This window comes from Gordonia sp. (in: high G+C Gram-positive bacteria) (assembly GCF_020438995.1).
In the GTDB taxonomy this organism is placed as follows: Bacteria; Actinomycetota; Actinomycetes; order Mycobacteriales; family Mycobacteriaceae; genus Gordonia.
This window is the reverse complement of record NZ_JAGQTN010000282.1, coordinates 1-25,794: the sequence shown is the minus strand read 5'-3', so window position 1 is coordinate 25,794 and position 25,794 is coordinate 1. Positions and strand designations below refer to the sequence as shown.

Below are 25,794 nucleotides of genomic sequence, written 5' to 3'. Positions count from 1 at the left end.
CGAGTGCTCCGGCCGCCGCGGAGGTCCGGCCCGAGCTCGCCGCGCTGCGCGGAACGACGCAGAAGGCCAACCGGATCCGTCTCATCACGGCGAAGAAGACCCGCGAATCGCTGCACGAGAGCGCTCAGCTGACGCAGGTCTTCGAGGTCGACATGACCAAGATCGTCACTCTGCGCAAGGCCGCCAAGGAATCGTTCAAGGCATCCGAAGGTGTCAACCTGACCTTCCTGCCGTTCATCGCCAAGGCGGTCGTCGAGGCACTCAAGGCGCACCCGAACGTCAACGCCTCGATCGACGAGGGCGCCAAGGAGATCACCTATTACGGCAATGTCCACCTCGGCATCGCCGTCGACACCGACCAGGGTCTGCTGTCACCGGTGATCCACAACGCCGACGACCTGTCGATCGCCGGTCTGGCCCGGGCCATCGCCGATATCGCCGCCCGCGCCCGGACCGGCGGGCTCAAGCCGGACGAGCTGGCCGGTGGCACGTTCACCATCACCAACATCGGCAGCCAGGGCGCTCTGTTCGACACCCCGATCCTGGTTCCGCCGCAGGCGGCCATGCTCGGTACCGGCGCGATCGTCAAGCGCCCGGTGGTCGTCACCGAACCGGACGGCTCCGACGTGATCGCCATCCGTTCGATGTCGTACCTGCCACTGACCTACGATCACCGGCTGATCGACGGCGCCGACGCGGGTCGTTTCCTGACCACGGTCAAGAAGCGTCTCGAAGGTGGTTCGTTCGCCGCGGATCTCGGTCTGTAGCCGCCATGAGGATCGCCGTCGCAGGGTCAACGAGGGCTGATCGGTTCAGCCCTCGTTGACACCCTGCGCGGCTCCGGCCACACCGTCATCCGGCTGGTGCGCAGGCAGGTCCGGGCCGATGACGAGCACTACTGGGATCCCGAGACCTGCGGGGTCGACCCGCACACCCTGACCGGCGTCGAGGCCCTGGTGGGTCTCGGCGGGGTCGGGATCGGCGACCACCGCTGGTCGGGGCGTTTCAAGCAGGAGATCCGCGACTCCCGGATCACCCCCACCGAGGTGCTGGCCGAGGCCGCCGCCACGGCCGGGGTACCGCTGTTCGTCAGTGCCAGCGCCACCGGCTTCTACGGCGACACCGGATCCCATGCCGCAGTCGAAACCGATCCGGCGGGTTCGGGTTTCCTCGCCGAGGTGGTCCGGGACTGGGAGGACGCCGCCACCTCCGGCGCCGGACCGGGCGTCAATGTCGCGCTGCTGCGCACCGCACCGGTGATCGCCGAGCGCGGCGGGCTCCTCGGCAGGCTCAAGCCGTTGTTCCGGATGGGTCTGGGCGCCACGTTCGGCGACGGCGACCAGTACTTCTCCTGGATCACCCTGCCCGACGAGGTGTCGGCGATCGTGACGATCATCGAGAACAACATCAGCGGCCCGGTCAATCTGTGCGCCCCGAATCCGGTGCGGTTCACCGACTTCGCCAAGGCACTCGGTTCCGCACTGCACCGGCCGGCCCGGCTGGTGGTGCCTGGTTTCGTGGTCCGCAAGCTCGGCGGCGAGATGGCGGAGGAAATGATTCTGCATTCCCAGCGCGTTGTACCGCAGGTGCTCACCGATACCGGTTTCGCCTTCACCCACCCCGACATCGAGTCGGCACTGGAGTACGCCAGTGCCTGACACCGATATCCCCACGGTCACCCGAACACGCGGTGCCCGTATGAGCACCGAACCCGTCGAGGTACGCAGGCTGGGCGTCGTCGACTACCGCGACGCCTACGACCTGCAACACCGGCTCGCCGCCGATCGTGCCGACGGCACGCTGGACCACGACGTGCTGCTGCTCCTGGAACATCCGTCCACCTACACCGCGGGCAAGCGCACCGAGGACTCCGACCGGCCCACCGACGGTTCCCTCGTCATCGACGTCGACCGCGGCGGGCGCATCACCTGGCACGGCCCCGGGCAGCTCGTCGGCTACCCCATCATCCGGCTGGCCGAACCGCTCGACGTGGTCGACTACGTACGGCGGCTGGAGTCGGCGCTGATCGAGGTGTGCGCGGGTCTCGGCGTCACCACCGGACGTGTCGACGGCCGGTCCGGGGTGTGGATCCGCGACGACAACGGTGAACGCAAGCTCGGGCAGATCGGTATTCGGGTGGCCCGCGGTGTTGCGCTGCACGGCATCGCCCTCAACGTCGACCCCGACATGTCGGCGTTCGACGCGATCGTGCCCTGCGGCATCGCCGACGCCGGTGTCACCTCCCTGGCCCGCGAACTCGGCAGGTCACTGTCAGTCGCAGATGTCCTCGAAGATGTCGCCGCCCGGATCGCCGGTGCCCTGGACGCTCCCCGATCAACGGGCCCCGCCACGGACGGCCCGGTGACCCCGACGCGCGTAGGATCACCACAGTGACAACCACACCCGACGGCCGCAAGCTACTGCGCCTGGAGATCCGGAACGCGCAGACCCCCATCGAGCGCAAACCCAAGTGGATCAAGACCCGCGCCACGATGGGCCCGGAGTACACCGAGCTCAAGGGCCTGGTGAAGCGCGAGGGCCTGCACACGGTATGCGAGGAGGCGGGCTGCCCCAACATCTACGAATGCTGGGAGGACCGCGAGGCGACGTTCCTGATCGGTGGCGAACAGTGCACGCGGCGCTGCGACTTCTGCCAGATCGACACCGGCAAGCCGTCCGAACTCGACCGCGACGAGCCGCGCCGCGTCGCCGAAAGCGTTCAGGCGATGGGTCTGCGCTATTCGACGATCACCGGTGTGGCCCGCGACGACCTGCCCGACGAGGGTGCCTGGCTGTACGCCGAGACGGTGCGCGCCATCCACCGCCTCAATCCGGGAACCGGCGTGGAAAACCTGATCCCCGACTTCCATGCCAAGCCGCATCTGCTGGCCGAGGTGTTCGACGCCCGCCCCGAGGTGCTAGCGCACAATCTGGAGACGGTGCCGCGCATCTTCAAACGCATCCGGCCCGCGTTCCGTTACGAGCGTTCCCTCGAAGTACTCACCGCGGCACGCGATTTCGGACTCGTCACCAAGTCCAATCTGATCCTGGGCATGGGTGAGACCCCCGACGAGGTCCGTGAGGCCCTGGCCGATCTGCACGACGCCGGCTGCGACATCGTCACGATCACGCAGTACCTGCGTCCGTCCCCGAGACACCATCCGGTGGAACGCTGGGTCAAGCCGGAGGAGTTCGTCGAGCATTCGGAGTTCGCCGAGGAACTCGGTTTCGCCGGTGTGATGGCCGGGCCGCTGGTGCGTTCGTCGTATCGCGCCGGGCGGCTGTACGCGCAGGCGATGGCCCGCCACGGCCGTGAGTTGTCACCGGCGATGGCGCATCTGGCCGACGAGGGCTCGGCCAGCCAGGAGGCCTCCAGCGTGCTGGCGCGGATGGCGCGCTGACGGGATCGGCACGTGCCACGGGTCGGCCGCGTTCGCAGGCGGCGAACCCGGGCACCCACGGCTGAGTCCACCACGTAAACTGGCCGGCATGGCAAAGGCGAAGTCGGCGGTCACCAAAGAAGAGAAGGCCGCGGCCAAACAGGCGCGTAAGCAGGCATCCAAGGAACGGCGCACACAGCTCTGGCAGGCGTTCCAGATGCAGCGCAAGGACGACAAGCGCCTCATCCCGTACATGGTCGGGGTGTTTCTCCTCGTCGTCGCGCTCGGCGTGCTGCTGGGTCTACTGGTCGGCGGAGTGTGGCTGTTCATCCCGCTGAGCGTCGTACTCGGTGTACTCGCCGCGTTCATCCTGTTCGGGCGCCGCGTGCAGAGTTCGGTGTTCAAGAAGGCCGAGGGGCAACCAGGTGCGGCCGGCTGGGCACTGGGCAACATGCGTGGCCAGTGGCGCGTCAAGCAGGCCGTGGTCGGTACCACCCATCTCGACGCCGTACATCGCGTGATCGGTAAGCCGGGCGTCATCTTCGTCGCCGAGGGCAATTCCGGCCGTGTCAAGCAGCTGCTCGCACAAGAGAAGAAGAAGGCCGCCCGCGTCGTCGGCGACACCCCGATCTACGAGATCGTCGTCGGCAACGACGAGGGTCAGGTGCCGCTGTCCAAGCTTGAGCGCCACATCAACAAGCTGCCGCGCAACATCGACGGCAAGCGGATCGACGCGCTCGACGGCCGCCTGCAGGCGCTCGGCGGCAAGACCGGTGCCGCGGCCATGCCGAAAGGCCCGATGCCCACGGGCGCCAAGATGCGCGGCATGCAGCGCACCGCCCGGCGCCGTAGCTGAGCCGCGGACGTGAACGTGAACCGAACCGTGGTCGCGGCGGGCGTCGTCCTGGCGTGTGCGGCGGGACTGTCGGGCTGTACATCGGACCCGGCCGCCCAGGGCTTCGACCTCTCCGGCGGCGTGACCGTGCAGGTAAAGGCTCCGAGCGGATGGCAGGCACGCGGTGCCGACAGCACCGTACTGCTGACTCCCAAGGGCGATGACAGGGATCTGGCCGGACTCACCGACGCCGTCACCGCCGCACAACTCGGCGCGCCGACGCGGGGCGCCAACTATCTGACGGTCATGACAGTCGATCAATGCGGCGGCAACGGCAAGTGGGTGTGGAGCATCCGCGAACGCACCAACAGCGACGTCCGGACCGGTGAGGTCCGGCGCAAGGCCGACGGCGGATGTATCGCGGTCCACGCCACCTACGCACAGGCCGGTGGTGGCGACTCGGCAAGCGGTGACGACTCGGCGAGCAAGGCGGAGCCCGGTCCCCCGGCCGTCGACCTCCTGAAGCAGGTCATGGCCGGAGACATCGTCACCGACTGAGCTCCGGGAGCAACCGACTCCGGTTGATCAGCGGGTACGGATCAGCGCCGTCCCGGTGGCCCGATCGTGCAGCGCCCGGCCGTTGTAGTCGTTGATCAACGCGGGCACCAGGAACACGATCAAGACCTGCCGCGCCACGGCACGGACGATACCGACGGCCGCCGGGGCCGTCTTCCCCGTGACCTCGGCGGTGGCGCGGTCGGTTCCGAGGTCGACGCGCAGCACACGCATTCCCACCACGAACTGTCCCGGTGTGAACCCGAAGACCGATACCGCGACCACGCCGATGACGAACCACACGCCCAGCACGATGGTGCCCAGGTAGGGCGAGGTCAGCGAGGTGAACAGCAGGCTCAGGCCGTATGCCAGCACCCAGTCGATGAGCAGCCCGAGTACCCGTGTCCAGCCGGTCGCCAGTGATCCCGGCCCCGATTGCGGCAGGCCGAGATCGGCTCCCCGGTATTCGACGTCGTCCCCACCGTTGATCTGGGGACCTGACAGCCACGATCCGGTTACTCGACCCATGCGCTCCATAGTAGAGGTCACTCGACAGCCCGCCCGGCGGTAGCTCCATGCGACAGGCCCGGCGATGTGGACCCCATCGGACCGTCCGGAGGAATAGTGTTGACAGCGCCAGAACAGGCCGCCGACGTAACACAGGGGAAACACAGGCTTGACTCCTGGGCAACCTCGGCTCCATAGCGTTCTGACTTGAGATTCGCCGCTGGAAGCTCGGCGGCGGATGAGGCGAGTACGCGCCGAGGTCCCGGTGGGGCCAGGATGCACACGAGCTTCGCTCCCGGCGCCGGGAGACCGGCAACCGATCACGAAGGAGTCACCGGACGGTGTACAGCAGCAACGAAGAACTACTAGAGGGCATCAAGGAGTCGGGCGTCGAGTACGTCGACATCCGCTTCTGCGACCTGCCCGGCGTGATGCAGCATTTCTCCATCCCCGCATCGGCGTTCACCGAGGACGTGTTCGAGGAAGGCCTCGCATTCGACGGCTCCTCGGTGCGCGGCTTCCAGTCGATCGACGAGTCCGACATGATGCTGCTGCCCGACCCGGCCACCGCGCGGATCGATCCGTTCCGCAAGGCCAAGACGATGAACCTGAGCTTCTTCGTCCACGACCCGTTCACGCGCGAAGCCTACAGCCGCGACCCGCGTAACGTCGCCCGCAAGGCCGAGGATTACCTGGCCTCCACCGGCATCGCCGACACCTGCTTCTTCGGTGCCGAGGCCGAGTTCTACATCTTCGACTCGGTGTCGTTCGACTCGCAGATGAACGGCACGTTCTACGAGGTCGAGTCGGAGTCGGGCTGGTGGAACTCCGGTTCGCCCACCGATCCCGACGGCAGCCCCAACCTGGGCTACAAGGTCCGGCCGAAGGGCGGCTACTTCCCCGTCGCACCGTACGACCACTACGTGGATCTGCGCGACGAGATGTCGACCAACCTGTCCAACGCCGGGTTCACCCTCGAACGCGGTCACCACGAGGTCGGCACCGGCGGTCAGGCCGAGATCAACTACAAGTTCAACACGCTCCTGCACGCGGCCGACGATGTGCTGCTGTTCAAGTACATCATCAAGAACACCGCCTACCAGGCCGGCAAGACCGTCACGTTCATGCCCAAGCCGCTGTTCGGCGACAACGGTTCGGGCATGCACGCCCACCAGTCGCTGTGGAAGGACGGCAAGCCGCTGTTCCACGACGAGTCGGGCTACGCGGGTCTGTCGGATCTGGCTCGCTACTACATCGGCGGCATCCTGCACCACGCACCGTCGCTGCTGGCGTTCACCAACCCGACCGTCAACTCGTACAAGCGTCTGGTCCCCGGCTACGAGGCCCCGATCAACCTGGTCTACAGCCAGCGCAACCGGTCGGCCTGTGTGCGTATCCCGATCACCGGCAACAACCCGAAGGCCAAGCGCCTGGAGTTCCGTTGCCCGGACAGCTCGGGCAACCCGTACCTGGCGTTCGCGGCGATGATGATGGCCGGCCTGGACGGCATCAAGAACAAGATCGAGCCGCACGAGCCCGTCGACAAGGACCTCTACGAGCTCCCGCCGGAGGAGGCCAAGGGCATCCCGCAGGCCCCCACCTCGCTGGCCGCAGTCATCGACAAGCTCGAAGAGGACCACGAGTACCTCACCGCCGGTGGCGTGTTCACCGAGGACCTCATCGAGACCTGGATCGCGCTCAAGCGTGAGAACGAGATCGAGCCGGTGCAGATCCGCCCGCACCCCTACGAGTTCGCTCTGTACTACGACTGCTGATCCCGCGGGCTTGCGCCCTCACCGGTGATCGCCGAACGGCGGCCGGTGCCCGAGTACATCTCAGGCACCGGCCGCCGTTTTGTCGTCGGCCGATACCGGACTGCCGGAATCCGTGTTCGATCAGGCCGGTCACGTTCGCGCAGCAGCGTACATTCCGTGTCGGAACGACGCACACGACTGCGTCGCCGGTGATGATCTACCCAACAGCCAGGGCCACCCCAATTGCCGAACCGTCGCGGATCACCACCTCATGCGAACAAGGAGCTCAACGATGTCCACGTCGATTCCAGCTCGGCACCCTGATCACCCCGGCCCGGTTCCAGCAGCGATCGCGCTGGCTGCGGCAGCGTTGCGTATCGGCAAGCCCGATGCGGGCCAGTGGACCAGACTCGGAGACCAACTCAGCATCGGTGACGATCCGATGGATTCGTTGGTGGCATCGGCGCCTCCCGGCGGCCTGAAGAAGCTGCGTACTGAGTTCGAGCGTGCACTGGCCGAGGGGGTCGCATCCGTCCCCGATGCGCCGAAACCGTTGCAGGACTTCTTCGCATCGATTGAAACACCACCGGATTGGGTTGATCCGGAGGCGCTGAGGGTTGGGCAGCAGGTACTGCGACGCGGCGGAGCTGACGGCATGTACATCGCTCGCGATGTCGCACTGCTCGGTGGCTACCAGTTCTCCGGGTTCAATCAGACGCTGCTGCGCACCGGCGCGCTGGAGAAGGGGTCGAACCAGCGGTTCGCCGAGACCATGCGGTGGGGCCTCGACGTCATCGGCGAAGGTTCGCTCGACCCTTTCGGCGCCGGGTACCGATCCACCGTCCATGTCCGGTTCGTGCACGCCATGGTTCGCCGGCATGTCGGGGCCCTACCGGACTGGCGGCCCGACCGATGGGGGGTGCCGATCAACCAAACCGATATGGCGGCGACGTTGATCGGCACACTGGTCGTCCCACCGCTGGGTGCGCTGGGGATGGGGGTCCTGGCCACGCCCCGCGAGTTGAACTGCGTGGCACATCTGACGCGTTACGTGGGTTGGTTGATGGGGGTTCGGGACGAATGGTTGCCGCGGTCATTCCGCGACGCGATCCGCATCCTGTACCACACCTCCACCGCACTCGCGCTACCCGACGAAACCACTCGGATGCTGTCGACGCCGATGGCGGCGGATCCACTGTCCTGGCACTACCGCAGAGCGAGACGACTCCGGCGTCGACTGGCGTGGGCTCAGCACCTGTCGGTGACCACCGCGTTTCTCGGACCGCGGACGATGAGGGCCTTGGGCCTGCCGACGTACATGCCACCGTGGTATCCGATGATCAGAATTCCGGTCAACGGCGCACGCAGCCTGGCCGCGTGGACGCTGCCGGGCGGTGCGCGCCGCGCTGCTGATCGAGGCTTACGAGAACAGGAGTCCTTCTTGCGCACGATCATCGGCGACACGGAGGCGATCATCGGCGCTTCCGTGACTCACGTGCATGAGGTACCTGAACCCGCCGACCCCCGGTGACGTCGACTGATGATCGTCCGCCGTCGGCTTTCCATACCAGACAGTAGGGGTGTTTTGCCTGGTCAGCCTGGGACCTAGGGCTCTCGCAAGTCGGACATCACAGCGGGACCATAGTGTTATGTACCGCACACGATTCGCCGACGACCTGGCCCCCGGAGACCGTATCGCCATCGAGAACTGGCACGGTACGGTGCGCAAGAACTGTAAACACGGCACCAATGACCGACTGATCGAGCTGGTGATGAGTTCGGACAACCGCAATCAGATCGTGCTGAAGGCGGGCGAGGTCGTCGAGGTCCTCTGACCGCCCCGCTCAGGCGGCGAGTTCGGCGAACAGTGCCTCGTTGTATTCGAAGGCCCGGACTGCTTCGTCGAGGAGTCGCCGGTGAGCGGCATCGTCGATGGGCAGTCCGTCGAGCGCGTCGCGGTAGCCGTCCTTGTACCGCTTGAGTTTGTCGATGCCGTCGAAGGCGTAGAACGTCAGCGAGTTCTTATCGATGCCGTAGTGCGCGATCATCCGGCTCTTGATCACCTGACCACCGCTGAGATCGCCGAGGTACCGCGTGTAGTGGTGTGCGACGAAGCGGGCGGGATCGTTACGGGTGTCATCGATGGCTTCGACATAACGAGCCACGGCGGGAAGCGGTTCGACAGCGTCGATGTCGACACCGAGCGAGTCCAGATCAGCGGCGAGGCTGGGCAGGCGGCGCAGCCGTTCGTCGAAGATCGGTGCGACGACGGGGCGGGCCTCGTCGGAGCTGTTGAGGTCGTCGCCGACCGCCTCGAGCGCTCGGTAGACGAAGTACAGCTGAGCTGCGAGAGTCCGGTAGGCCCGCGCGTCGAGACGGCCCGACATCAGGTCGCCGATGAAATCGGAACCTTCGGCGCGCTCATGCGCCTGCGCGGTCGCATCCCGGAGGCTCGCTGAGATGGACGGCTGTTCGCCCAGAGTAACGCTGCTCATAGTGTCACCACAGATACCAGCAGAAGGCCGCTCCCGAAAGGCTGGGACGCGAACTGGCGACAACATCACAACTCACGCCGCCACCAGTTTCACCACGAGCGCCCGATGATCGGAGCCGGCCACGAAATGTGTGCGGACCGACGTCGCGACGAATCCCTTGGTGATCACATGGTCTATTGCCACGACCGGCCGGTTGCCGAGCCTGCCGTTGGTCGGGTACGTCGGCAGGAAGCCCGACCCGGCCTGTTCACCGGCGTCGGCGTACCCGTTGCGCAGGATTCCGCGGAATCGGGCCTGATCCCAGGTCGCGTTGTAGTCCCCGATCGCGATGACCGGTCCGTCACCGAGCGCGTGCAGGTGTTTCCGGATGGCGTCGGTGTCGTTCACCCAGTCCTGCGCATCCCCGGTGGGCGCGGCCGGATGAATCACCAGCACCCTGGTGCCACGCGCGCCGGGCAGGTCGGTGACTGCCCGCAGATTCTTGAAGGCGGTGTCATCCAGGACGCCGTGGCCGCGCAGCGGGGTCCGGCTGAACAGGGCCGACCCGGCTGCCGCGGCGAACGGGACCACCTCGGAATGCTCGTACGGCAGGCGTTGAGCGATACCGCTGACCCGGGCCCTGTCGAGCCAATCGGTGGTCACTTCCTGCAGCGACAGGATGTCGGCGCCGCTGTCACGGACGAGCGCCTCGACCGCGCCCAGGTCGGCATGCCCTTTGAGCAGATTGACCGAGACCACGGTGATCGACTGACCTTCGGGCGCGTCGGCACTCACCACCAGCGGAACCTGAGTGTGCACGAGCGCCGCCGCGGCGAGGACTGCGACTCCGGTGGCCATCCACTGCCTGAGACCGGCAAAGATCACCACGGGTATGAACGCGACACCGACGAGGAACGGCACACCGCTGGTGAGCGCAATCAACAGCGGCCCGCGGAACGGCACGTAGTGCAGGAGCACCGCGATGAGCGTGACCCCGACCATCAGGCCGGCCGCGCCGAGGACCGCCAACTGCAGCGCGCGCCAGATCAGGCCCCGCTCCTTCTCAGCCACCGAATACTTTGCGGACGACGACCTTGGCCCGGCGAGTGACCCGCAGGTAGTGCTCGAGGAACTCGGCTCCCTCGTCCTCCGCCCAGCCGGCCGCGTACGCGATCTGCCGCAGTTGCTGGCCGGGACCGGGAAGCTGGTCGACGGGCTTGCCGCGCACCAGGACAAGCGCGTTGCGCGCTTTGGTCGCGGTCAGCCACGCCTCCTTGAGCAGGGCCACGTCGTTCTCGCCGAGCAACTCGACCGACCCGATGGCGTCGAGAGATTCGAGGGTGGACGTGTTGTGCAGTGCCGGGTAGCGGTGCGCGTACTTGAGCTGGAGCAACTGGACGGTCCACTCGATGTCTGCGAGTCCGCCACGGCCGAGTTTGGTGTGCGTCATCGGGTCGGCGCCCCGCGGGAGCCGTTCGGAGTCCACACGTGCCTTGATACGCCGGATCTCTTTGACCGCCTCACCCGACACCCCGCCCTCGGGGTAGCGGATACGGTCGGCCATGTGCAGGAACGCGATACCCAGATCGTTGTCACCGGCCACCTGGTGCGCGCGCAGCAGCGCCTGGATCTCCCACGGTAGCGCCCACTGGTCGTAGTAGGCGGCGTAGGACGCCAAGGTGCGCACGATCGGACCGTTGCGTCCCTCGGGGCGCAGCCCGGTGTCCACTTCCAGCGGCGGATCCTGGCTGGGTGAGCCGAGCATGGTGCGCACGTTCTCGGCGACCGTCCTGGCCCATTTGACGGCGGTCTCCTCATCGACGCCCGGTTCGGGGTCGCAGACGAACAGGACGTCGGCATCGGAGCCGTAGCCGAGCTCTCCCCCGCCGAGCCGGCCCATACCGATGACGGCCATTCTCGCGGGTGCCGGTTCCTCGCGCTGCCGGACCGATTCGTCGATGACAACGGAAAGTGCGGCGTTGAGTACGGCCGCCCACACCGACGACAACGCCGCGCACACCTGCGGCACATCCATCATGCCGAGGATGTCGGCGGAGGCGATGCGGGCCAGTTCGGCACGCCGGTGCGAACGGGCGACGGCGACGGCACGTTTGAGGTCACGCTGACGCACTGTCGAGGCGATGAGGCCTTTGGCGACATCCTCGGGTTGCTGTTCACACAGCTTGGGCCCGTGAGAGCCGTCGGAATACAGCCGGATCGTCTCGGGCGACCGCATCAGCAGATTGGCGATGAACTCGGAGGTACCGAGCAGCTTCATGAGCCGTTCGGCGACGACGCCGTCATCACGCAGCAGCCGCAGGAACCAGTCCTGGTCGACGAGTTCGTCGCACAGGTTGCGGTAGTTGAGCAGACCGGCGTCGGGGTCGGGGGTGCGGCCGATCAGTTCGAGCAACTGCGGCAGGATCAGCAACTGGATCTGCCCGCGGCGGCCCGCCCCCGATGCGAGGGCCCGGATGTGGCTGAGTGCCCGGTCGGGTTTGGCGTAGCCCAGGGCCGCGAGCCGTCGCTGAGCAGCCGCGCTGCTCAGCGTCAGTTCGTCGGCGTTGAAGTGGATGACCGATTCGAGCAGCGGACGGTAGAACAGTTTCTCGTGCAGCCGCCGGATCCGCAGGCTCTGGTGCCGGATCTCTGCGCGCAGCACTTCGGTGGCGCTCTTGTCTCCTTGGCGCCGGATGTGCGCGGCCCGCGCGAGCCAGCGCATGTTGGGTTCGTCATCGAAAGCGGGCAGCAGATGCGTGCGGCTCAGTTTCTGCAATTGCAGCCGGTGTTCGAGCAGGCGCAGGAACTGGTAGGAGGCGCTGAGGTTGGCACCGTCGTCGCGCCCGACGTAGCCGCCGGCGGTGAGTGCGGCCAGAGCGTCGACGGTCGCCTGTACCCGCAGCTTCTCGTCGACGCGACCGTGCACCATCTGTAGCAGTTGGACGGCGAACTCGACATCGCGCAGACTGCCACTGCCGAGCTTGAGGTTTCGATCCCGAAGCTCTTCGGGCACAAGTGATTCCACGCGACGGCGCATCGCCTGCACTTCGGGCACGAAGTCGTCGCGTTCGGCGGCGTGCCACACCATCGGGTTGACGGCGTCGTAGTATTCGCGGGCCAGTCCCATATCGCCGGTCATCGGCCGTGCCTTGAGCAGCGCCTGGAACTCCCAGGTCTTGGCCCACCGCTTGTAGTACGCCAGATGCGATTCGAGTGTCCTGGTGAGTGCGCCGGCCTTTCCTTCGGGGCGCAGCGCGGCATCGACCTCGAAGAACGCGAGCGTGCCCACCCGCATCATCTCGCCGGCGATCCGCGCGGATTTGCCGTCGGCGGGTTCGCTGACGAACACGACATCGACGTCGCTGACGTAGTTGAGTTCCCGGGCGCCACATTTGCCCATCGCGATGACGGCCAGTCGCACCGTGATCGGTTTGTCGCCGAACACCTCCCGGTAGGCGACGGCCAGCGCACCGGTCAGCGCGGCGTCGGCGAGGTCGGCCAGGTAGGCACCCACATTCGGGAACCACATGACCGGCTCGTCCTCGACGGTGGACGCGACGTCGTGCGCCGCCAGCTCCAGCAGGAGATTGCGGTATGCGATCCGCAGCGCCACAACCGATTTGGGCCCGGTGATGGCAGCTCGGTAGACGAGATTTCCTTTCGCGACTTCTTCGGGTTCGGGCTGCGCGCCGACCGAGGCGAGCATCTGCCGGAACAGTTCGTCGCGGTCGGGCAGTTCGTCGGACAGGAGTCGGCGCCAACTCGACGTTTCCGCCACGAGGTGGTCACCGATGGCGTCGGACGATCCGAGAACGCCGAACAGCCGACCCCGAAACGCCTTGTTGGTGCGGATTTCGGCGTCGATCTCGGCCCACTCCGCCCCTACCGCATCGTGCATCCGGATCAGCGCCCGCAACGCCAGGTCGGCGTCGGGTGCCCGGGACAGCGACCACAGCACGTCGATCGACTTCTCGTTGCTCCAGCCCAGCGCGGCGAGATCGGCCGCTGCGGAACCGTCGAGTAGCCCGAGGCGGCCAGCGCTGGGCACGCTGGCGCGCCCGTACAAGGTACTCACCCCTGAAACGGTAGCCGGTCGGCGTGACCGATCTTTACAACGGCAGGTAGTTGCGCAGTTCGAAAGGGGTGACGTGGCTGCGGTAGTTGGTCCACTCGGTCCACTTGTTACGCAGGAAGTAGTCAAAGACGTGCTCACCGAGGGTTTCAGCGACGAGTTCGGACTCTTCCATGGCGACAAGGGCTTCGGCGAGGCTGCCGGGAAGTTCCTTGTAGCCCATGGCCCGGCGTTCGGCCGGGGTCAGCGCCCAGACGTCGTCCTCGGCCTCATCGGGAAGTTCGTAATCCTCGGTGATCCCCTTGAGCCCGGCGGCCAGCAGGACCGAGAACGCGAGGTAGGGGTTGCACGCGGAGTCGACGCTGCGGATCTCGACGCGGCGTGAGGACACCTTGTTGGGGGTGTACAGCGGAAGCCTGACGAGCGCGGATCGGTTGGCGCGTCCCCAGCTGGCGGCCGTCGGCGCTTCGCCACCGTGGATAAGTCGTTTGTAGCTGTTGACCCACTGGTTGGTGACGGCGCTGATCTCGTTGGCGTGGTGCAGGATTCCGGCGATGAACTTCTTGCCTGTGTCGGACAGCTGCATGGGGTCGTCGGGGTTGTGGAAGGCGTTGGTGTCGCCTTCGAACAGGCTCATGTGGGTGTGCATGGCCGAGCCCGGGTACTCGCTGAACGGTTTGGGCATGAAGGTGGCGGAGCTGCCTTCGGAGATGGCGACCTCTTTGATGACGTAACGGAAGGTCATCACGTTGTCGGCCATGGAGAGGGCGTCGGCGTAGCGCAGGTCGATCTCCTGCTGACCGGGGGCGCCCTCGTGGTGGGAGAACTCGACGGAGATACCCATCGATTCGAGGGCTTCGATGGCGTGCCGGCGGAAGTGCGGTGCGGCGTCGTGGACGGCCTGATCGAAGTAGCCGCCGCTGTCAGCGGGGGTCGGGGGGGTGCCGTCGAGCGGTGCGTCCCTGAGGAGGAAGAACTCGATCTCGGGGTGTACGTAGCAGCTGAAACCGAGGTCGGCGGCACGGTTGAGCCCGCGGCGCAGCACGTGGCGCGAGTCGGCCCAGCTGGGGGTGCCGTCGGGCATCGCGACGTCGCAGAACATGCGGGCGGAGTGGTGACGGCCGTTGGAGGTGGTCCACGGCAGGATCTGGAAGCTCGATGGGTCCGGCTTGAGGACGGTGTCCGCTTCGGAGACACGGGAGAAACCTTCGATGGCCGAGCCGTCGAAGCCGATGCCCTCGGTGAAGGCGCCCTCGAGTTCGGCGGGGGCGATCGCCACTGATTTGAGATATCCGAGGACGTCGGTGAACCACAATCGAACGAATCGGATGTCACGCTCTTCGAGGGTCCGGAGCACGAATTCCTTTTGGCGATCCATGCCATCGGACAGTAGGAGCCGCCTGTTAAATCCGTGTTACATTCACAATTCCGATGCGATAACCTGCAACTTTGCTAAAGAAATCTCAATATATAAGACGCAGGTCGCATAGTCGGCTCACTGTCACGACACAGCCGTGTGAGATCGCCGGCCGTCGCCGTGGACGTCGCGATGTGAGTAAAACCACAGGGCGGTCGGGTGCGAACGAACGCTCGGCAGGTGGAGAATACGTGTTGTCCTACCCGCCCGGGTACCTGCGCGACGCAGGACTCGAGGAACGAAATGAGACAACGATGTCCGAAACCTCGGTCTACGGTGCTGCCTCCACCACCCCTGCCAAGCCCCGCCGCGCGATGCGTGTGCACCATCTCGCGCAGATGAAGGCCGACGGCGAGAAGTGGTCGATGCTCACCGCCTACGACTACTCCACCGCCCGCATCTTCGACGACGCCGGCATCCCCGTCCTGCTGGTCGGCGATTCGGCCGCCAACGTCGTCTACGGCTATGACACCACCATCCCGGTCACCCTCGACGAGATGATCCCGCTGATCCGCGGCGTCGTCCGCGGCGCCCCGCACGCACTGGTCGTCGCCGACCTCACGTTCGGCAGCTACGAGGCCGGCCCGCAGCAGGCCCTCGAATCGTCGATCCGCATTTTCAAGGAGACCGGCGCCCACGCGGTCAAGCTCGAAGGCGGCGAACGCGTCGCCGACCAGATCGCCACACTCACCGCCGCCGGCATCCCCGTCGTCGCACACATCGGTTTCACCCCGCAGTCCGTCAACGGACTCGGCGGTTTCCGCGTCCAGGGCCGCGGCGACGGCGCCGACCAGCTCATCGCCGACGCCATCGCCGTCCAGGAAGCCGGCGCGATCGCCGTCGTCATGGAGATGGTGCCCGCCGACCTCGCCGGCCAGATCACCCGCAAACTGACCATCCCCACCGTCGGCATCGGCGCCGGCAACGAAACCGACGCCCAGGTCCTCGTCTGGCAGGACATGGCCGGTTTCACCCACGGCCGCACCGCCAAGTTCGTCAAACGCTTCGCCGACGTCGGCGGCGACCTCCGCAAGGCCGCCGAACAATACGCCGACGAGGTCCGCCGAGGCGTCTTCCCCGGCCCCGAACACTCCTACTGAGTCTCTGAATATTGCTGCTGCCGGCCAACCAGGAATGTCAGAACCCGTCGGTATGGTCCTGGTGTGACGACCCCGGAACCGAACGGCCAACCACACGACGCGCTCTTCCGGCTGGTGTTCGGCGACCCCGACAACACCGCCTCCGAGTTACGGTCGGTGCTACCACCACGCCTCACCGCCCGCATCAACCTCGACAACCTCCGACCGCAACCAGGAACGTTCGTCGACCCCGAACTACAGCACCGCCACATCGACCTGCTGTTCCGGACGACCACCGACAACGGCGACGCCTACCTGTACCTACTCGTCGAACACCAGCGCACATCCGACCCAGCGATGGCACTCCGGATGATGACCTACCAAACCCGCATCTGGGAACATCACCGCACCACTGCGGCCGCGGATGCACCGCTACCCCCGATCATCCCCGTCGTCATCTTCCAAGGCCCTCGCCGCTGGACCGCCGCCACCGACATCGCCGACCTCATCGACGACAACCTCAAAGCCGACGCCGGCGACCTCGTGCCCCACGTCAGTTACCTGGTCGACGACCTGACCACCCTCGACGACGCAGCACTACGCGCACGCCCCCTCACTCCGGCAGCCCGCATCACCTTCGTCGTGTTCACCAAAGCACCAGGCGACGACGACGTCACCACCTGGCTCGGCAAATGGTTCGACGACTTCATCCACGTGACAGCCCTGTGGAACCACGAAAGCCTGCTCAAGGGCATTTTCACGTATCTTCTAAAGACAAGCACCACACCCGCCGAACACCTGATCCAGTTCGCAACCACCCTCGGATCCGACGCGCAGGAGGCAGCCGTGACCACCGCAGAACAACTCCACGCCAAGGGCTATGTCACCGGGCATGTCGACGGACAGGCTTCACTGTTGGCGAACATGCTCGCCCTCAAGTTCGGCACCCTCAACAACACCACACGCGACCGCGTCGCTGATGCCACCGAGGAGCAGATCACGCTGTGGAGTTCCAGACTCGTTCAGGGCGCAAATACCCTCGACGACATCTTCCGCAATTGATATCAACGGACTGGCCTGTTCCCCGGTGATCCGGTCCGGGGAACACGCCACCATCGCGCAAGATCGACAGGGTCCCAACGCAATACATGTCCGGTCCGAAAGTGCCTCGGAGACAGGCCCAGCGGTCTGATCGTCGCGATTTCTCGACGCCCTAAACCAGCCATAAGCCCGAAGACAGTCTCGTGCCCGATACCGGGCGAAGGGTTTCCGCGTACGACCAGACGACCGGATCGGGCTTCCACTCCCACCGCGAATCGTCGCGCATGCTCACCTCGATCACAGCGGCGACCTCATCCGGGTCGCAACCATACAGCCCCGACGACCACGGTCTGTTCGCCTCCACGATGAACCACCCTCGGCGGGTCCGATCCCACCCGATGTCGAGGACGAGTGCTCGCGGGCTTGACCCGGCAAGTGCGACAGCGAAGTCGCGTGCCACTGCATGTGCGTCGGCATAACGGGACCATGAGCGCCCAGCACTGTGGTCCGCCACGCCGTCCACCAGATAGGGAGACCCGGTGACCGCATCGCCATCCACGACGAAGAACCGGAACTCAGCGGCAAAGTCCATGATCGTATTCGTCCACTGAACCGATACGCCACCCAGTTCCGGGTTCGTCACGACTACGCCTGCGATTCGATCCCTCGTCCACTGGCTGGGAGGCAGGGCAGGGTGCTTCAATTCGGCGGGTTTGAGCCAGACCGAGCCTCGATCCCATACGGCTCGACTGTTGATGAGTTCGGCGAGGGTGCAGTTGTGGACGACTCGGCCGGTGAACTCGGTGGGTAGACCCGACATCCACTGGGCACCAGCGCTGGACGGGGTGAAGTCGTCGCGTGCGGCAAGCATCGAGCAGGCGTACCGACCCGCACCCCAGAAAAGGAATCCCGGTTCAAGGTCGTCGGGAATGCCCTGACCGTAGCTGTAGTAGACCCGGTATCGCGGGTGGTCGAGTAGCGGACCGAATTGCGCAGCATCGCTGACGCTCTGGCCGAACATAACCAACTGTTGCATGCCCTCAAGCTATCCCGGGGCCGGAGATCGCAACCGTATCTCTTGCGAGGTCGCTGGGCTCTCGTTTACGTCACCAGCACCGCAGACCTCGCCCAAATCGCACACCCCCGTAGGCGCCTGCCCCGGTCCGACGATCAGCCATGAATAGCCCGACAACCAGTCCACGTGGGCTGCCCTCCAGGATCGCCAAGGAATGAATGTCAGAACCCGTCGGTATGGTCCCCGGTGCGACAACCCAGGAACCGAACGGCCAACCGCACGATGCGCTCTTCCGGCTGGTGTTCGGCGACCCCGACAACGCCGCCTCCGAACTCCGGTCGGTGTTGCCACCACGCCTCACCGCCCGTATCGACCTCGACAACCTCCGACCGCAACCAGGAACCTTCGTCGACCCCGAACTACGACACCGCCACATCGACCTGCTGTTCCGGACGACCACCGACAACAGCGACGCCTACCTGTACCTACTCGTCGAACACCAGCGCACATCCGACCCAGCGATGGCACTCCGGATGATGACCTACCAAACCCGCATCTGGGAACATCACCGCATCACCGAAGGAACCGCGGCCTCGGCGCCACTGCCGCTGATCATCCCCATCGTCATCTACCAAGGCCACCGCCACTGGACAGCCGCCACCGACATCGCCGACCTCATCGACAACGACCTCAAAGCCGACGCCGGTGACCTCTTACCCCACGTGCGTTACCTCGTCGATGATCTGACCCTCCTCGACGACGCGGCTCTACGCGCACGCCCCCTCACCTCCGCAGCCCGCATCACTTTCGTGGTGTTCGCCCGGGCTCCCGGCGACGACGACGTCACCACCTGGCTCGACCAGTGGTTCGACGACTTCATCCGCCTGACGGCCCTGTGGAACCACGAACGCCTGCTCAAAGGCATTTTCACGTATCTTCTAAAGACAAGCACCACACCCGAAGAACACCTGATCCGGTTCGCAGGCACACTCGGACCCACCGCACAGGAGGCAGCCGTGACCACTGCAGAACAACTCCATGACCGGGGCTACGCCACCGGGCAGTCGTCGCTCCTGACGAACATGCTCGCCGTCAAGTTCGGTGCGCTCGACAACGACACCCACGACCGCGTCGCACATGCCACCCAGGAACAGATCACGCTGTGGAGTTCCAGACTCGTTCAGGGTGCCGAAACGCTCGACGACGTCTTCCGCAGCTGACACCAATGGACGAGCACCACCCCGCCGGCGCCGGCCCACCACAACTGCGCCGCACCGCCGGCGAGGTCTTCGATCTCATCGAGAAGCAGACCAGCGGCCACCTGACGCTTGCCGCGGCAGCCGACGCCGTGCGTGCCGAACGCGAAGTCGCTGACCCGAGCGCCCTCGTGGACCACAGCGACACCACAAGCAAACAAGGCGAGCCGATTCGCGACGGCGCTCGGACCTCCCGCACAGGAATTGCGATGACCACTGCCGAACAACTGCACCTCGCCGGACGAGCATCGCTCCTGACGAGCATGCTCACCGTCAAATTCGGCGCCCTCGACAGCGACACCCGACGCCGTGTCGCACACGCCACCGGGGAGCAGGTCTGGCTCTGGGCTTCCAGACTCGCCCAGGACGCAGCAACCCTCGACGACATCTTCGATAGTTAGCGGGACAGAAGACGTCACCAAAGCTCACTGACTGCAACGGATCCCAGTGTAGATAGAAGACTTGCGCGCGGCACGTCGTCGGCATCCACGGGCCAGTATCCGGCATGTCGCCCATACGGCCGATTGCCCAACGGTTCTCCCCTGGTCCATCCTGACCAGCGACGCGACAGGAGAACCCCACACATGACGACACCCCCCCCCCAACAGCTGGGGGACAATCCACCTGCTGAGGTAGGCAACCAAGAGAGCTGGCCGACATGGCCGTTCCTCTTAGTCCTGATCGGGGCGACACTTTGGTGGCCGGTCAATCCGTTGAGCAGAATGATATGGACACTGATCGATGATTTCACACCAATCTTCGATATCGTACCGAGTTTCGTATGGAGAATCGCTCCGTATACGTGCCTAGTCGTCGCCCTGATTTCTGCTGGAAGCCTGATCAAGGTCCAATTGGCACGGACACGCAATGTTACAGAACGCAATAATCCCAGTACTGGTAGTGTATGGCCATATATCGCGACACTGATCGCCGTTTTAGTCACAACCGCGGTTAACGTAGTCAGATCCCTGAACGAAGCGCTGGAAGAACTGTTTTTCAGTTCATTGTATGCGCTATGGGACAGGGACTGGGAGAGATTTCGACACGGCGATTGGTGTTTTGATGACAGCAGTGGCAGGATTGATTGTTACGCCACACTCGAGCTAACTGAGCTCTCCTGGAGCTCGGACGAAAGGTCGCTACAAATACAAATAGTGGTCTTCTTTTTCACTATCAGCAGCATTGTCGCAGCAATGATCGTCCGCACCAACGTGAATCGACAGAACGCCGCCGCGGAGCCAGTCGGCGAACCAGCTCCCATCGGTCATACCCCAGACGGCCAACCGATCTACCCGATTGTCGGCTACACCCCGGACGGTCAACCGGTCACCGCGGACCGCGTCGTAGGATTGCGGCCGACCCCCGGTGGCACCAACTCAATGGCGATCGTCGCCCTGATCATGGGTTTGACCGTCGCCCCGCTGGGAATCGTCTTCGGGCATATCGGGTTGTCGCAGATCAAACGGACCGGGGAGGGTGGCCGCGGACTCGCGATCGCCGGATTGATACTGGGCTATATCGGCCTGGCGGCGTCGATCATCCTTATCATCTTCTACGCGTCACTACTCAACGGGGCATATTAGCGATCACCACCAAGAATGCGTTTGAGATTGCGATGAATCCCGGAATCCGGGACCAGCAGCAACCTCAAATCATTTCTTTCATCCGTATCGACACAAACGTACGGCGACGACTGTCGAACGTATCGGTCGCACACTTGCTACGATGCGCTACATGGATTCGATCACCCATCGCGAGATGCGCAACAACAGCGCCGAGGTGCTGCGTCGTGTCGAGGCGGGCGAATCGCTGCAGGTGAGCAACCATGGCCGCCCGGCGGCACTGATCGTGCCGGTCGGCAACGATCCGCTCGACGCCTCCATCGCAGCCGGAACCGCCCGCGCGGCCCGCACGAGCGTGGCTTCGATCGCGACGATTCGGCGGACCACCGCCACCATGTCGTCGGCAGCAATTATCGAGGATGTACGCGGACGATGGTGACCGCCTACCTCGATACGTCGGCAGCAATGAAGTTGGTGGTAGACGAACCGGAGTCCGAAGCACTCGTGACCGAGCTGACGACAACGTCCGACCGTAAGCTCGCCGCGTCGTGGCTATTGCACACCGAACTGCACTGCGCCGCGGGCCGGAATCCCGCCGTGATCCCGATCGATTCCATCACCACCGTTCTCGACGCGGTCATCCTCGCCGACATCACCCGAGGTGACCTGATCTCAGCCGGCACCCACGCTCCCCTGCGGTCCAACGACGCCATCCACCTGGCAACTGCTCTCCGCCTCGGCGTCGACGAGTTGTTCACCTACGATGCCGAACTCGCACGAGCGGCAACGGCTGCCGGGATTCACGTAGTCGCGCCCGAATAGGGCCAGTGACGACCACCGCGGAACAACCAAAGATCGCACGTCATCGGCGACCGGAGAGACCACGAACCCGGCATGTCGCCCATACGGCCGATTGCCCAACGGTTCTCCCCTGGTCCATCCTGACCAGCAACGCGACAGGAGAAACCCACACATGACGAGCCCCCCAACGTTTGGGGAGCAATTCGGCCGCTGAGGTAGCGCGCCAAGAGATCTGGCCGACATGGCCATTCATCCCAGTCCCAGTCGGGGTCGATCGATAGTGGAACTACTATTCCCGCTGCTCCTCGTCGCCCTGGCAATCGCAGCCGTCCTCAACGTAAGGAAGGTCCGGCGTGCACGAGCGGCACCACCCGAACCACCCACCCCCATCGCCCACACCCCCGACGGCCAGCCGATCTATCCGATCGTCGGCTACACCCCCGACGGCCAACCGGTCACCGCGGACCGCGCCGTCGGATTTCGACCGGCGTCCAGTGGTACGAATTCGATGGCGGTTGTCGCGTTGATCATGGGATTGACCATCGCCCCGCTTGGGATCATCTTCGGGCACGTCGGGTTGTCGCAGATCAATCGGACCGGGGAAGGTGGCCGTGGCCTCGCGATCGCCGGTTTGATCCTGGGCTACCTCGGCCTGGCGGCCTGGATCGCACTGATCATCTTCTACGCCTCGCTATCCAACGGCCCGTACTGACGGAGTAATCATCTGAGCTGATTCATCAGCACCACCGCATGAGCCCGTCAACCGGTCCGGTGATCAGCCACGACCGACTCCGACAGCCGGGTTTCGTGGGCTCGCGCTCTACGATCGATCAGGAATGTCAGAACCCGTCGGTATGGTGCGCTGTGTGACAACCCAGGAACCGAACGGCCAACCACACGACGCCCTCTTCCGGCTGGTTTTCAGCGACCCCGACAACGCCGCCTCCGAACTCCGGTCGGTCCTGCCGCCACGTCTCGCTGCCCACATCGACCTCGCCAACCTGCAACCACAACCAGGAACATTCGTCGACCCCGAACTCCGGCACCTGCACACCGACCTGCTGTTCCGCACCACCGCCGGTGACCGCAACGCCTACCTTTACCTGCTCGTCGAACATCAGCGCACATCAGACCCGTTGATGGCACTGCGGATGATGATCTACCAGACCCGCATCTGGGAGCATCACCGCACCGCTGACCCGACAACCGCCTCGACCGGACCGCTGCCGCTGATCATCCCGATCGTCATCTACCAAGGCCCCCGCCGCTGGACCGCCGCCACCGACATCGCCGGCCTCATCGACGCCGACACAGAACTCAAAGCCGACGCGGGTGACCTCATGCCGCGTGTGCGCTACTTCCTCGATGACCTGACGACCATCGACGACGTGGCCCTGCGGGCACGCCCCCTCACCCCAGCAGCCCGCATCACGTTCGTTGTGTTCACGAAAGCGCCAGGCGACGCTGATGTCACCACCTGGCTCGGCCAATGGTTCGACGACTTCATCCATCTGACGGGCCTATGGAACCACGAACGGCTGCTCAACGCGATTTTCACGTATCTTCTAAAGACAAGCACCACACCCACCGAACACTTGATCCGCTTCGCAGGAACACTCGGACCCACCGCGCAGGAGGCAGCAGTGACCACCGCAGAACAACTCCACGCCAAGGGCTTCATCGAAGGCCGAGCAGAAGGACGAGAAGAAGGACAAGCCGAAGGCCGAGCCGAAGGCCAGGCACTAGGTCAAGCATCGCTGTTGACGGACATGCTCGCCGTCAAGTTCGGCACCCTCGACAACGACACCCACGACCGTGTCGCTCACGCCACCCAGGAGCAGATCACGCTGTGGAGTTCCAGACTCGTTCAGGGTGTAGAAACCCTCGACGAGGTCTTCCGCAGCTGACACCCATGGAACACATACCGCCCAGCCGGTGACGACGCGGACGCTACGGACGTGGATGGCCAGAACCCACCCGCCGCACAGGAGACACTCGCGACGACCGCAGAACAGCTCTACGTCAAGGGCTACGCTGAAGGATATGCCAAGGGGTACGCCGAAGGGCTTACCGAAACACAGGCATCGCTACTGACGTACATGCTCGCCGGCGAATTCGGCGCCCTCGACAACAACACCCGCCGCCGTGTGGCACACGCCACCAGGGAGCAAATCTGGCTATGGGCGTCCAAGCTCGCCCAGGGCGCAAAGACCCTCGACGACATCCTCGCCAGTTAGCCTCAATGTTTCGTGGGGTGGTGGTGCCGGGGGAGGCGTCCCGGATTGGTGGTCTGAGGACCGATTTCCGGGGTCAGGCCGTGACGGGTTTGCCGATGCGTCGGTGGACGTCGGGGTTCACGGCCCCGAGGGGGTTCCTTTCAGGGTGGGGGTCGGTGGCGGCTGTGTGGTCAGCCGGTGGCGGGTAGTCGTGTGAGGCGTTGTATGCCGTCGAGGAGCAGGGGTAGGTGCGGGGCGTGGCGGTCGAGTTTGAGGTGGTGTTGGCGGGCGTGAGGGGTGTGGCGGGCGGCGATGGAGAACAGTCGTAGCCGTAGGGTTTTGGGTTCCCAGCGCCGTGCGGGGTGGTCGGTGAGGGCGAGCATCTGCATCCATGCCAGCAGGTCTGCGGCGAGTTCGACTATGGCACAACAGATCTGATTCTGATCGAACCCTTTGAGGGGCAGATTCGTCAGGCCGCAGGCTTTGGCGGTGCGGATTCGGTCTTCGCAGCGGGCGCGGCGGCGGTGCCGTAGTTCCAACTCGGCCAGTTGCCCATGGCCGGTGTTGGTGGCAAAGGCGGTCAACCGCAGTCCGTCGTGGTCGGTGAACCGCAGCTGGGCACCGGGGTGCGGCCGTTCTTTGCGCACCAGCACCCGCATCCCGGCAGGCCAGCCCGACAGGTCCAGCACGCCGGTGAGTTCGGCTACCCAGGCACCCTCGCGCTGCACACCATCGGCGTCATAGGCCGGTGTCCAAGCCTGGGGCAACAGGTTGCTGATCTGGTCCGCCCAGGTGCCGGTGAGGCCGATCCCGACCGAATAGCCAAGGTGGCGGCGGGTCAGGTAGTCGAGGAACTCGTGGGTACCACCAGCGGAATCGGTGCGGATCAGGACTTTACGTCCGACCCGATAGCCGGTGGTCATCGGAAGCTGGGCCAGTGCCTGGCCGGTGACGGTGATGTGGTCGGCGGCGGTGTTCGCGCCGGCATTACCGGGCCGCAACAGCATGGCGACCGGTTCACCGGTGCCGCCGGCGCCGTGGTCGACGAACGCACACAACGGGTGAAAACCGAATCCCCGCTTGTAGGTGGGGGTGGCCTGTTCCTTCTCCGAATGTGCCCCGACCAGGGTGGCATCGAGATCGATGATCACCGGATGAGCGCCATCAGCCCCGTGATCGGGAGCCCCCGCACCCGCAGCTCGCCAGGCGTTCTGGCGGGCAGCCGCACGGGCGGTGTTGATCGCCGACAACACCGCTCTCACATCGGCGGCCAAGGTGGCGATCAGCCGTGACACCGTCGGATCCGAGGCCACCGGACCGAACACCTGTGGTCGTGACCGTAGCTGATCGATGTCGGCCAGACAGTCACCACCCACCGCCAACGACACCGCCAGATCGGTCAGGATCTTCCCCGGATCATGGGTGGCCGACGGTTTACGCCACCGTGTCAACGCCGTCGACAGTTCCCTACCCAGACCGGTCTTGGCGACCGCGGCCAGCAACAACGTCACCCCGGCCTGCGACACCACCCCGGCGCCGTCACCAGAAACACGCATCGACGGGTAGAACGACGTAGACTTACTCACCTGAATGGTGCTCCTCGATCATGAGAAATTCGGACCTTCGCAAGTCGAATTATCCCAGGTCAGGGCACCATTCTCTGATTACGACACGAAATCAGCATGAAAGGCCGAGGCTAAGCTCAATACCGTTCAGTTAGTGCGCACCGGCGTGTAGGTGGGTGGCCCTGCGGGTTGGGGCCAGTGCTGGTGGTGTGCTCGTTTGACGTGCCATTTGGTGTATTTGCGTTTGACGACGCGGGGGTTGCTT

The 25,794-nt window shown here is 65.0% G+C and carries 25 protein-coding genes and 1 pseudogene; 19 read left to right on the top strand and 7 right to left on the bottom strand.

Annotation, left to right across the window (positions count from 1 at the left end):
- The 6 genes and pseudogenes from sucB to KDB67_RS20120 form a co-directional block, all read left to right on the top strand.
- Nucleotides 1-767: 2-oxoglutarate dehydrogenase, E2 component, dihydrolipoamide succinyltransferase (gene sucB, locus KDB67_RS20145; RefSeq protein ID WP_291019818.1), on the top strand; the 767-nt coding region annotated here is incomplete at its 5' end.
- A gap of 5 nt (nucleotides 768-772) precedes the next feature.
- Nucleotides 773-1,658: pseudogene (locus KDB67_RS20140) on the top strand (TIGR01777 family oxidoreductase).
- Nucleotides 1,659-1,665: 7 nt separating this feature from the next.
- On the top strand, nucleotides 1,666-2,394 hold the full coding sequence (lipB, locus tag KDB67_RS20135; RefSeq protein ID WP_291019820.1) for a lipoyl(octanoyl) transferase LipB: 729 nt from the start codon (nucleotides 1,666-1,668) through the stop codon (nucleotides 2,392-2,394).
- Complete coding sequence (gene lipA / locus KDB67_RS20130; RefSeq protein WP_291019816.1) at nucleotides 2,391-3,401, top strand: lipoyl synthase; 1,011 nt, start codon at nucleotides 2,391-2,393, stop codon at nucleotides 3,399-3,401. The genes lipB and lipA overlap by 4 nt, the downstream gene beginning before the upstream one ends.
- 88 nt (nucleotides 3,402-3,489) lie before the next feature.
- Complete coding sequence (locus tag KDB67_RS20125) at nucleotides 3,490-4,236, top strand: DUF4191 domain-containing protein (protein ID WP_291019814.1); 747 nt, start codon at nucleotides 3,490-3,492, stop codon at nucleotides 4,234-4,236.
- Nucleotides 4,237-4,251: 15 nt separating this feature from the next.
- Entirely contained in the window at nucleotides 4,252-4,773 is a 522-nt protein-coding gene (locus KDB67_RS20120; protein WP_291019811.1) for a hypothetical protein, read from the top strand.
- Between the two features lie 27 nt (nucleotides 4,774-4,800).
- On the opposite strand, the gene KDB67_RS20115 is transcribed toward KDB67_RS20120, so the two are convergent.
- On the bottom strand, nucleotides 4,801-5,298 hold the full coding sequence (locus KDB67_RS20115; protein ID WP_291019809.1) for an RDD family protein: 498 nt from the start codon (nucleotides 5,296-5,298) through the stop codon (nucleotides 4,801-4,803).
- 320 nt (nucleotides 5,299-5,618) lie between these two features.
- Between KDB67_RS20115 and glnA (KDB67_RS20110) the strand changes: the two genes are divergently transcribed.
- The 3 genes from glnA (KDB67_RS20110) to KDB67_RS20100 all read left to right on the top strand — a co-directional run bounded on the left by glnA (KDB67_RS20110) (nucleotide 5,619) and on the right by KDB67_RS20100 (nucleotide 8,866).
- A complete protein-coding gene (gene glnA / locus KDB67_RS20110; RefSeq protein ID WP_291019807.1) occupies nucleotides 5,619-7,052 on the top strand; it encodes a type I glutamate--ammonia ligase in 1,434 nt (477 codons plus the stop codon).
- Nucleotides 7,053-7,323: 271 nt separating this feature from the next.
- Nucleotides 7,324-8,562 carry an oxygenase MpaB family protein gene (locus tag KDB67_RS20105; protein ID WP_291019805.1) on the top strand — a complete coding sequence of 413 codons (1,239 nt, stop codon included), beginning with the start codon at nucleotides 7,324-7,326 and terminating at the stop codon, nucleotides 8,560-8,562.
- Between the two features lie 118 nt (nucleotides 8,563-8,680).
- Nucleotides 8,681-8,866 carry a hypothetical protein gene (locus tag KDB67_RS20100; protein WP_291019803.1) on the top strand — a complete coding sequence of 62 codons (186 nt, stop codon included), beginning with the start codon at nucleotides 8,681-8,683 and terminating at the stop codon, nucleotides 8,864-8,866.
- Between the two features lie 9 nt (nucleotides 8,867-8,875).
- On the opposite strand, the gene KDB67_RS20095 is transcribed toward KDB67_RS20100, so the two are convergent.
- The 4 genes from KDB67_RS20095 to glnA (KDB67_RS20080) form a co-directional block, all read right to left on the bottom strand.
- Nucleotides 8,876-9,526 (bottom strand): heme oxygenase (biliverdin-producing), encoded by a 651-nt coding sequence (locus KDB67_RS20095; RefSeq protein ID WP_291019800.1) that lies wholly within the window; start codon nucleotides 9,524-9,526, stop codon nucleotides 8,876-8,878.
- A gap of 72 nt (nucleotides 9,527-9,598) precedes the next feature.
- Nucleotides 9,599-10,576 carry an endonuclease/exonuclease/phosphatase family protein gene (locus tag KDB67_RS20090; RefSeq protein WP_291019798.1) on the bottom strand — a complete coding sequence of 326 codons (978 nt, stop codon included), beginning with the start codon at nucleotides 10,574-10,576 and terminating at the stop codon, nucleotides 9,599-9,601.
- Complete coding sequence (locus KDB67_RS20085) at nucleotides 10,569-13,580, bottom strand: bifunctional [glutamine synthetase] adenylyltransferase/[glutamine synthetase]-adenylyl-L-tyrosine phosphorylase (RefSeq protein WP_291019795.1); 3,012 nt, start codon at nucleotides 13,578-13,580, stop codon at nucleotides 10,569-10,571. Before KDB67_RS20085 ends, KDB67_RS20090 begins: the two co-directional genes overlap by 8 nt.
- Before the next feature lie 34 nt (nucleotides 13,581-13,614).
- Nucleotides 13,615-14,955, bottom strand: coding sequence for a type I glutamate--ammonia ligase (gene glnA / locus KDB67_RS20080; protein WP_291019791.1), 1,341 nt, complete (start codon nucleotides 14,953-14,955; stop codon nucleotides 13,615-13,617).
- A gap of 293 nt (nucleotides 14,956-15,248) precedes the next feature.
- Here glnA (KDB67_RS20080) and panB point away from each other — a divergent pair, with 293 nt between their 5' ends.
- The gene (panB, locus tag KDB67_RS20075; protein ID WP_291019788.1) at nucleotides 15,249-16,094 is read left to right on the top strand and encodes a 3-methyl-2-oxobutanoate hydroxymethyltransferase; all 846 of its coding nucleotides are present in this window, start codon (nucleotides 15,249-15,251) and stop codon (nucleotides 16,092-16,094) included.
- Between the two features lie 63 nt (nucleotides 16,095-16,157).
- Entirely contained in the window at nucleotides 16,158-17,135 is a 978-nt protein-coding gene (locus tag KDB67_RS20070) for an Rpn family recombination-promoting nuclease/putative transposase (RefSeq protein ID WP_291019785.1), read from the top strand.
- Nucleotides 17,136-17,286: 151 nt separating this feature from the next.
- Here KDB67_RS20070 and KDB67_RS20065 read toward each other — a convergent pair whose 3' ends face one another.
- Nucleotides 17,287-18,150, bottom strand: coding sequence for an ATP-grasp domain-containing protein (locus KDB67_RS20065; protein ID WP_291019782.1), 864 nt, complete (start codon nucleotides 18,148-18,150; stop codon nucleotides 17,287-17,289).
- 197 nt (nucleotides 18,151-18,347) lie between these two features.
- On the opposite strand from KDB67_RS20065, the gene KDB67_RS20060 reads away from it, so the two are divergent.
- The 8 genes from KDB67_RS20060 to KDB67_RS20025 all read left to right on the top strand — a co-directional run bounded on the left by KDB67_RS20060 (nucleotide 18,348) and on the right by KDB67_RS20025 (nucleotide 23,985).
- Complete coding sequence (locus KDB67_RS20060) at nucleotides 18,348-19,349, top strand: Rpn family recombination-promoting nuclease/putative transposase (protein WP_291019779.1); 1,002 nt, start codon at nucleotides 18,348-18,350, stop codon at nucleotides 19,347-19,349.
- Nucleotides 19,350-19,354: 5 nt separating this feature from the next.
- On the top strand, nucleotides 19,355-19,786 hold the full coding sequence (locus KDB67_RS20055) for a hypothetical protein (protein ID WP_291019777.1): 432 nt from the start codon (nucleotides 19,355-19,357) through the stop codon (nucleotides 19,784-19,786).
- A gap of 183 nt (nucleotides 19,787-19,969) precedes the next feature.
- Nucleotides 19,970-20,968 (top strand): DUF4190 domain-containing protein, encoded by a 999-nt coding sequence (locus tag KDB67_RS20050; RefSeq protein ID WP_291019775.1) that lies wholly within the window; start codon nucleotides 19,970-19,972, stop codon nucleotides 20,966-20,968.
- 151 nt (nucleotides 20,969-21,119) lie between these two features.
- The gene (locus tag KDB67_RS20045; RefSeq protein WP_291019773.1) at nucleotides 21,120-21,386 is read left to right on the top strand and encodes a type II toxin-antitoxin system prevent-host-death family antitoxin; all 267 of its coding nucleotides are present in this window, start codon (nucleotides 21,120-21,122) and stop codon (nucleotides 21,384-21,386) included.
- Nucleotides 21,380-21,769 carry a type II toxin-antitoxin system VapC family toxin gene (locus tag KDB67_RS20040; RefSeq protein WP_291019771.1) on the top strand — a complete coding sequence of 130 codons (390 nt, stop codon included), beginning with the start codon at nucleotides 21,380-21,382 and terminating at the stop codon, nucleotides 21,767-21,769. The genes KDB67_RS20045 and KDB67_RS20040 overlap by 7 nt, the downstream gene beginning before the upstream one ends.
- 259 nt (nucleotides 21,770-22,028) lie before the next feature.
- Nucleotides 22,029-22,460 (top strand): DUF4190 domain-containing protein, encoded by a 432-nt coding sequence (locus KDB67_RS20035; protein ID WP_291019768.1) that lies wholly within the window; start codon nucleotides 22,029-22,031, stop codon nucleotides 22,458-22,460.
- Between the two features lie 154 nt (nucleotides 22,461-22,614).
- Nucleotides 22,615-23,655 carry an Rpn family recombination-promoting nuclease/putative transposase gene (locus KDB67_RS20030; RefSeq protein ID WP_291019765.1) on the top strand — a complete coding sequence of 347 codons (1,041 nt, stop codon included), beginning with the start codon at nucleotides 22,615-22,617 and terminating at the stop codon, nucleotides 23,653-23,655.
- 51 nt (nucleotides 23,656-23,706) lie between these two features.
- A complete protein-coding gene (locus KDB67_RS20025) occupies nucleotides 23,707-23,985 on the top strand; it encodes a hypothetical protein (RefSeq protein ID WP_291019763.1) in 279 nt (92 codons plus the stop codon).
- 170 nt (nucleotides 23,986-24,155) lie between these two features.
- On the opposite strand, the gene KDB67_RS20020 is transcribed toward KDB67_RS20025, so the two are convergent.
- Complete coding sequence (locus tag KDB67_RS20020; protein WP_291019760.1) at nucleotides 24,156-25,550, bottom strand: IS1380 family transposase; 1,395 nt, start codon at nucleotides 25,548-25,550, stop codon at nucleotides 24,156-24,158.
- Nucleotides 25,551-25,794 lie beyond the last annotated feature (244 nt).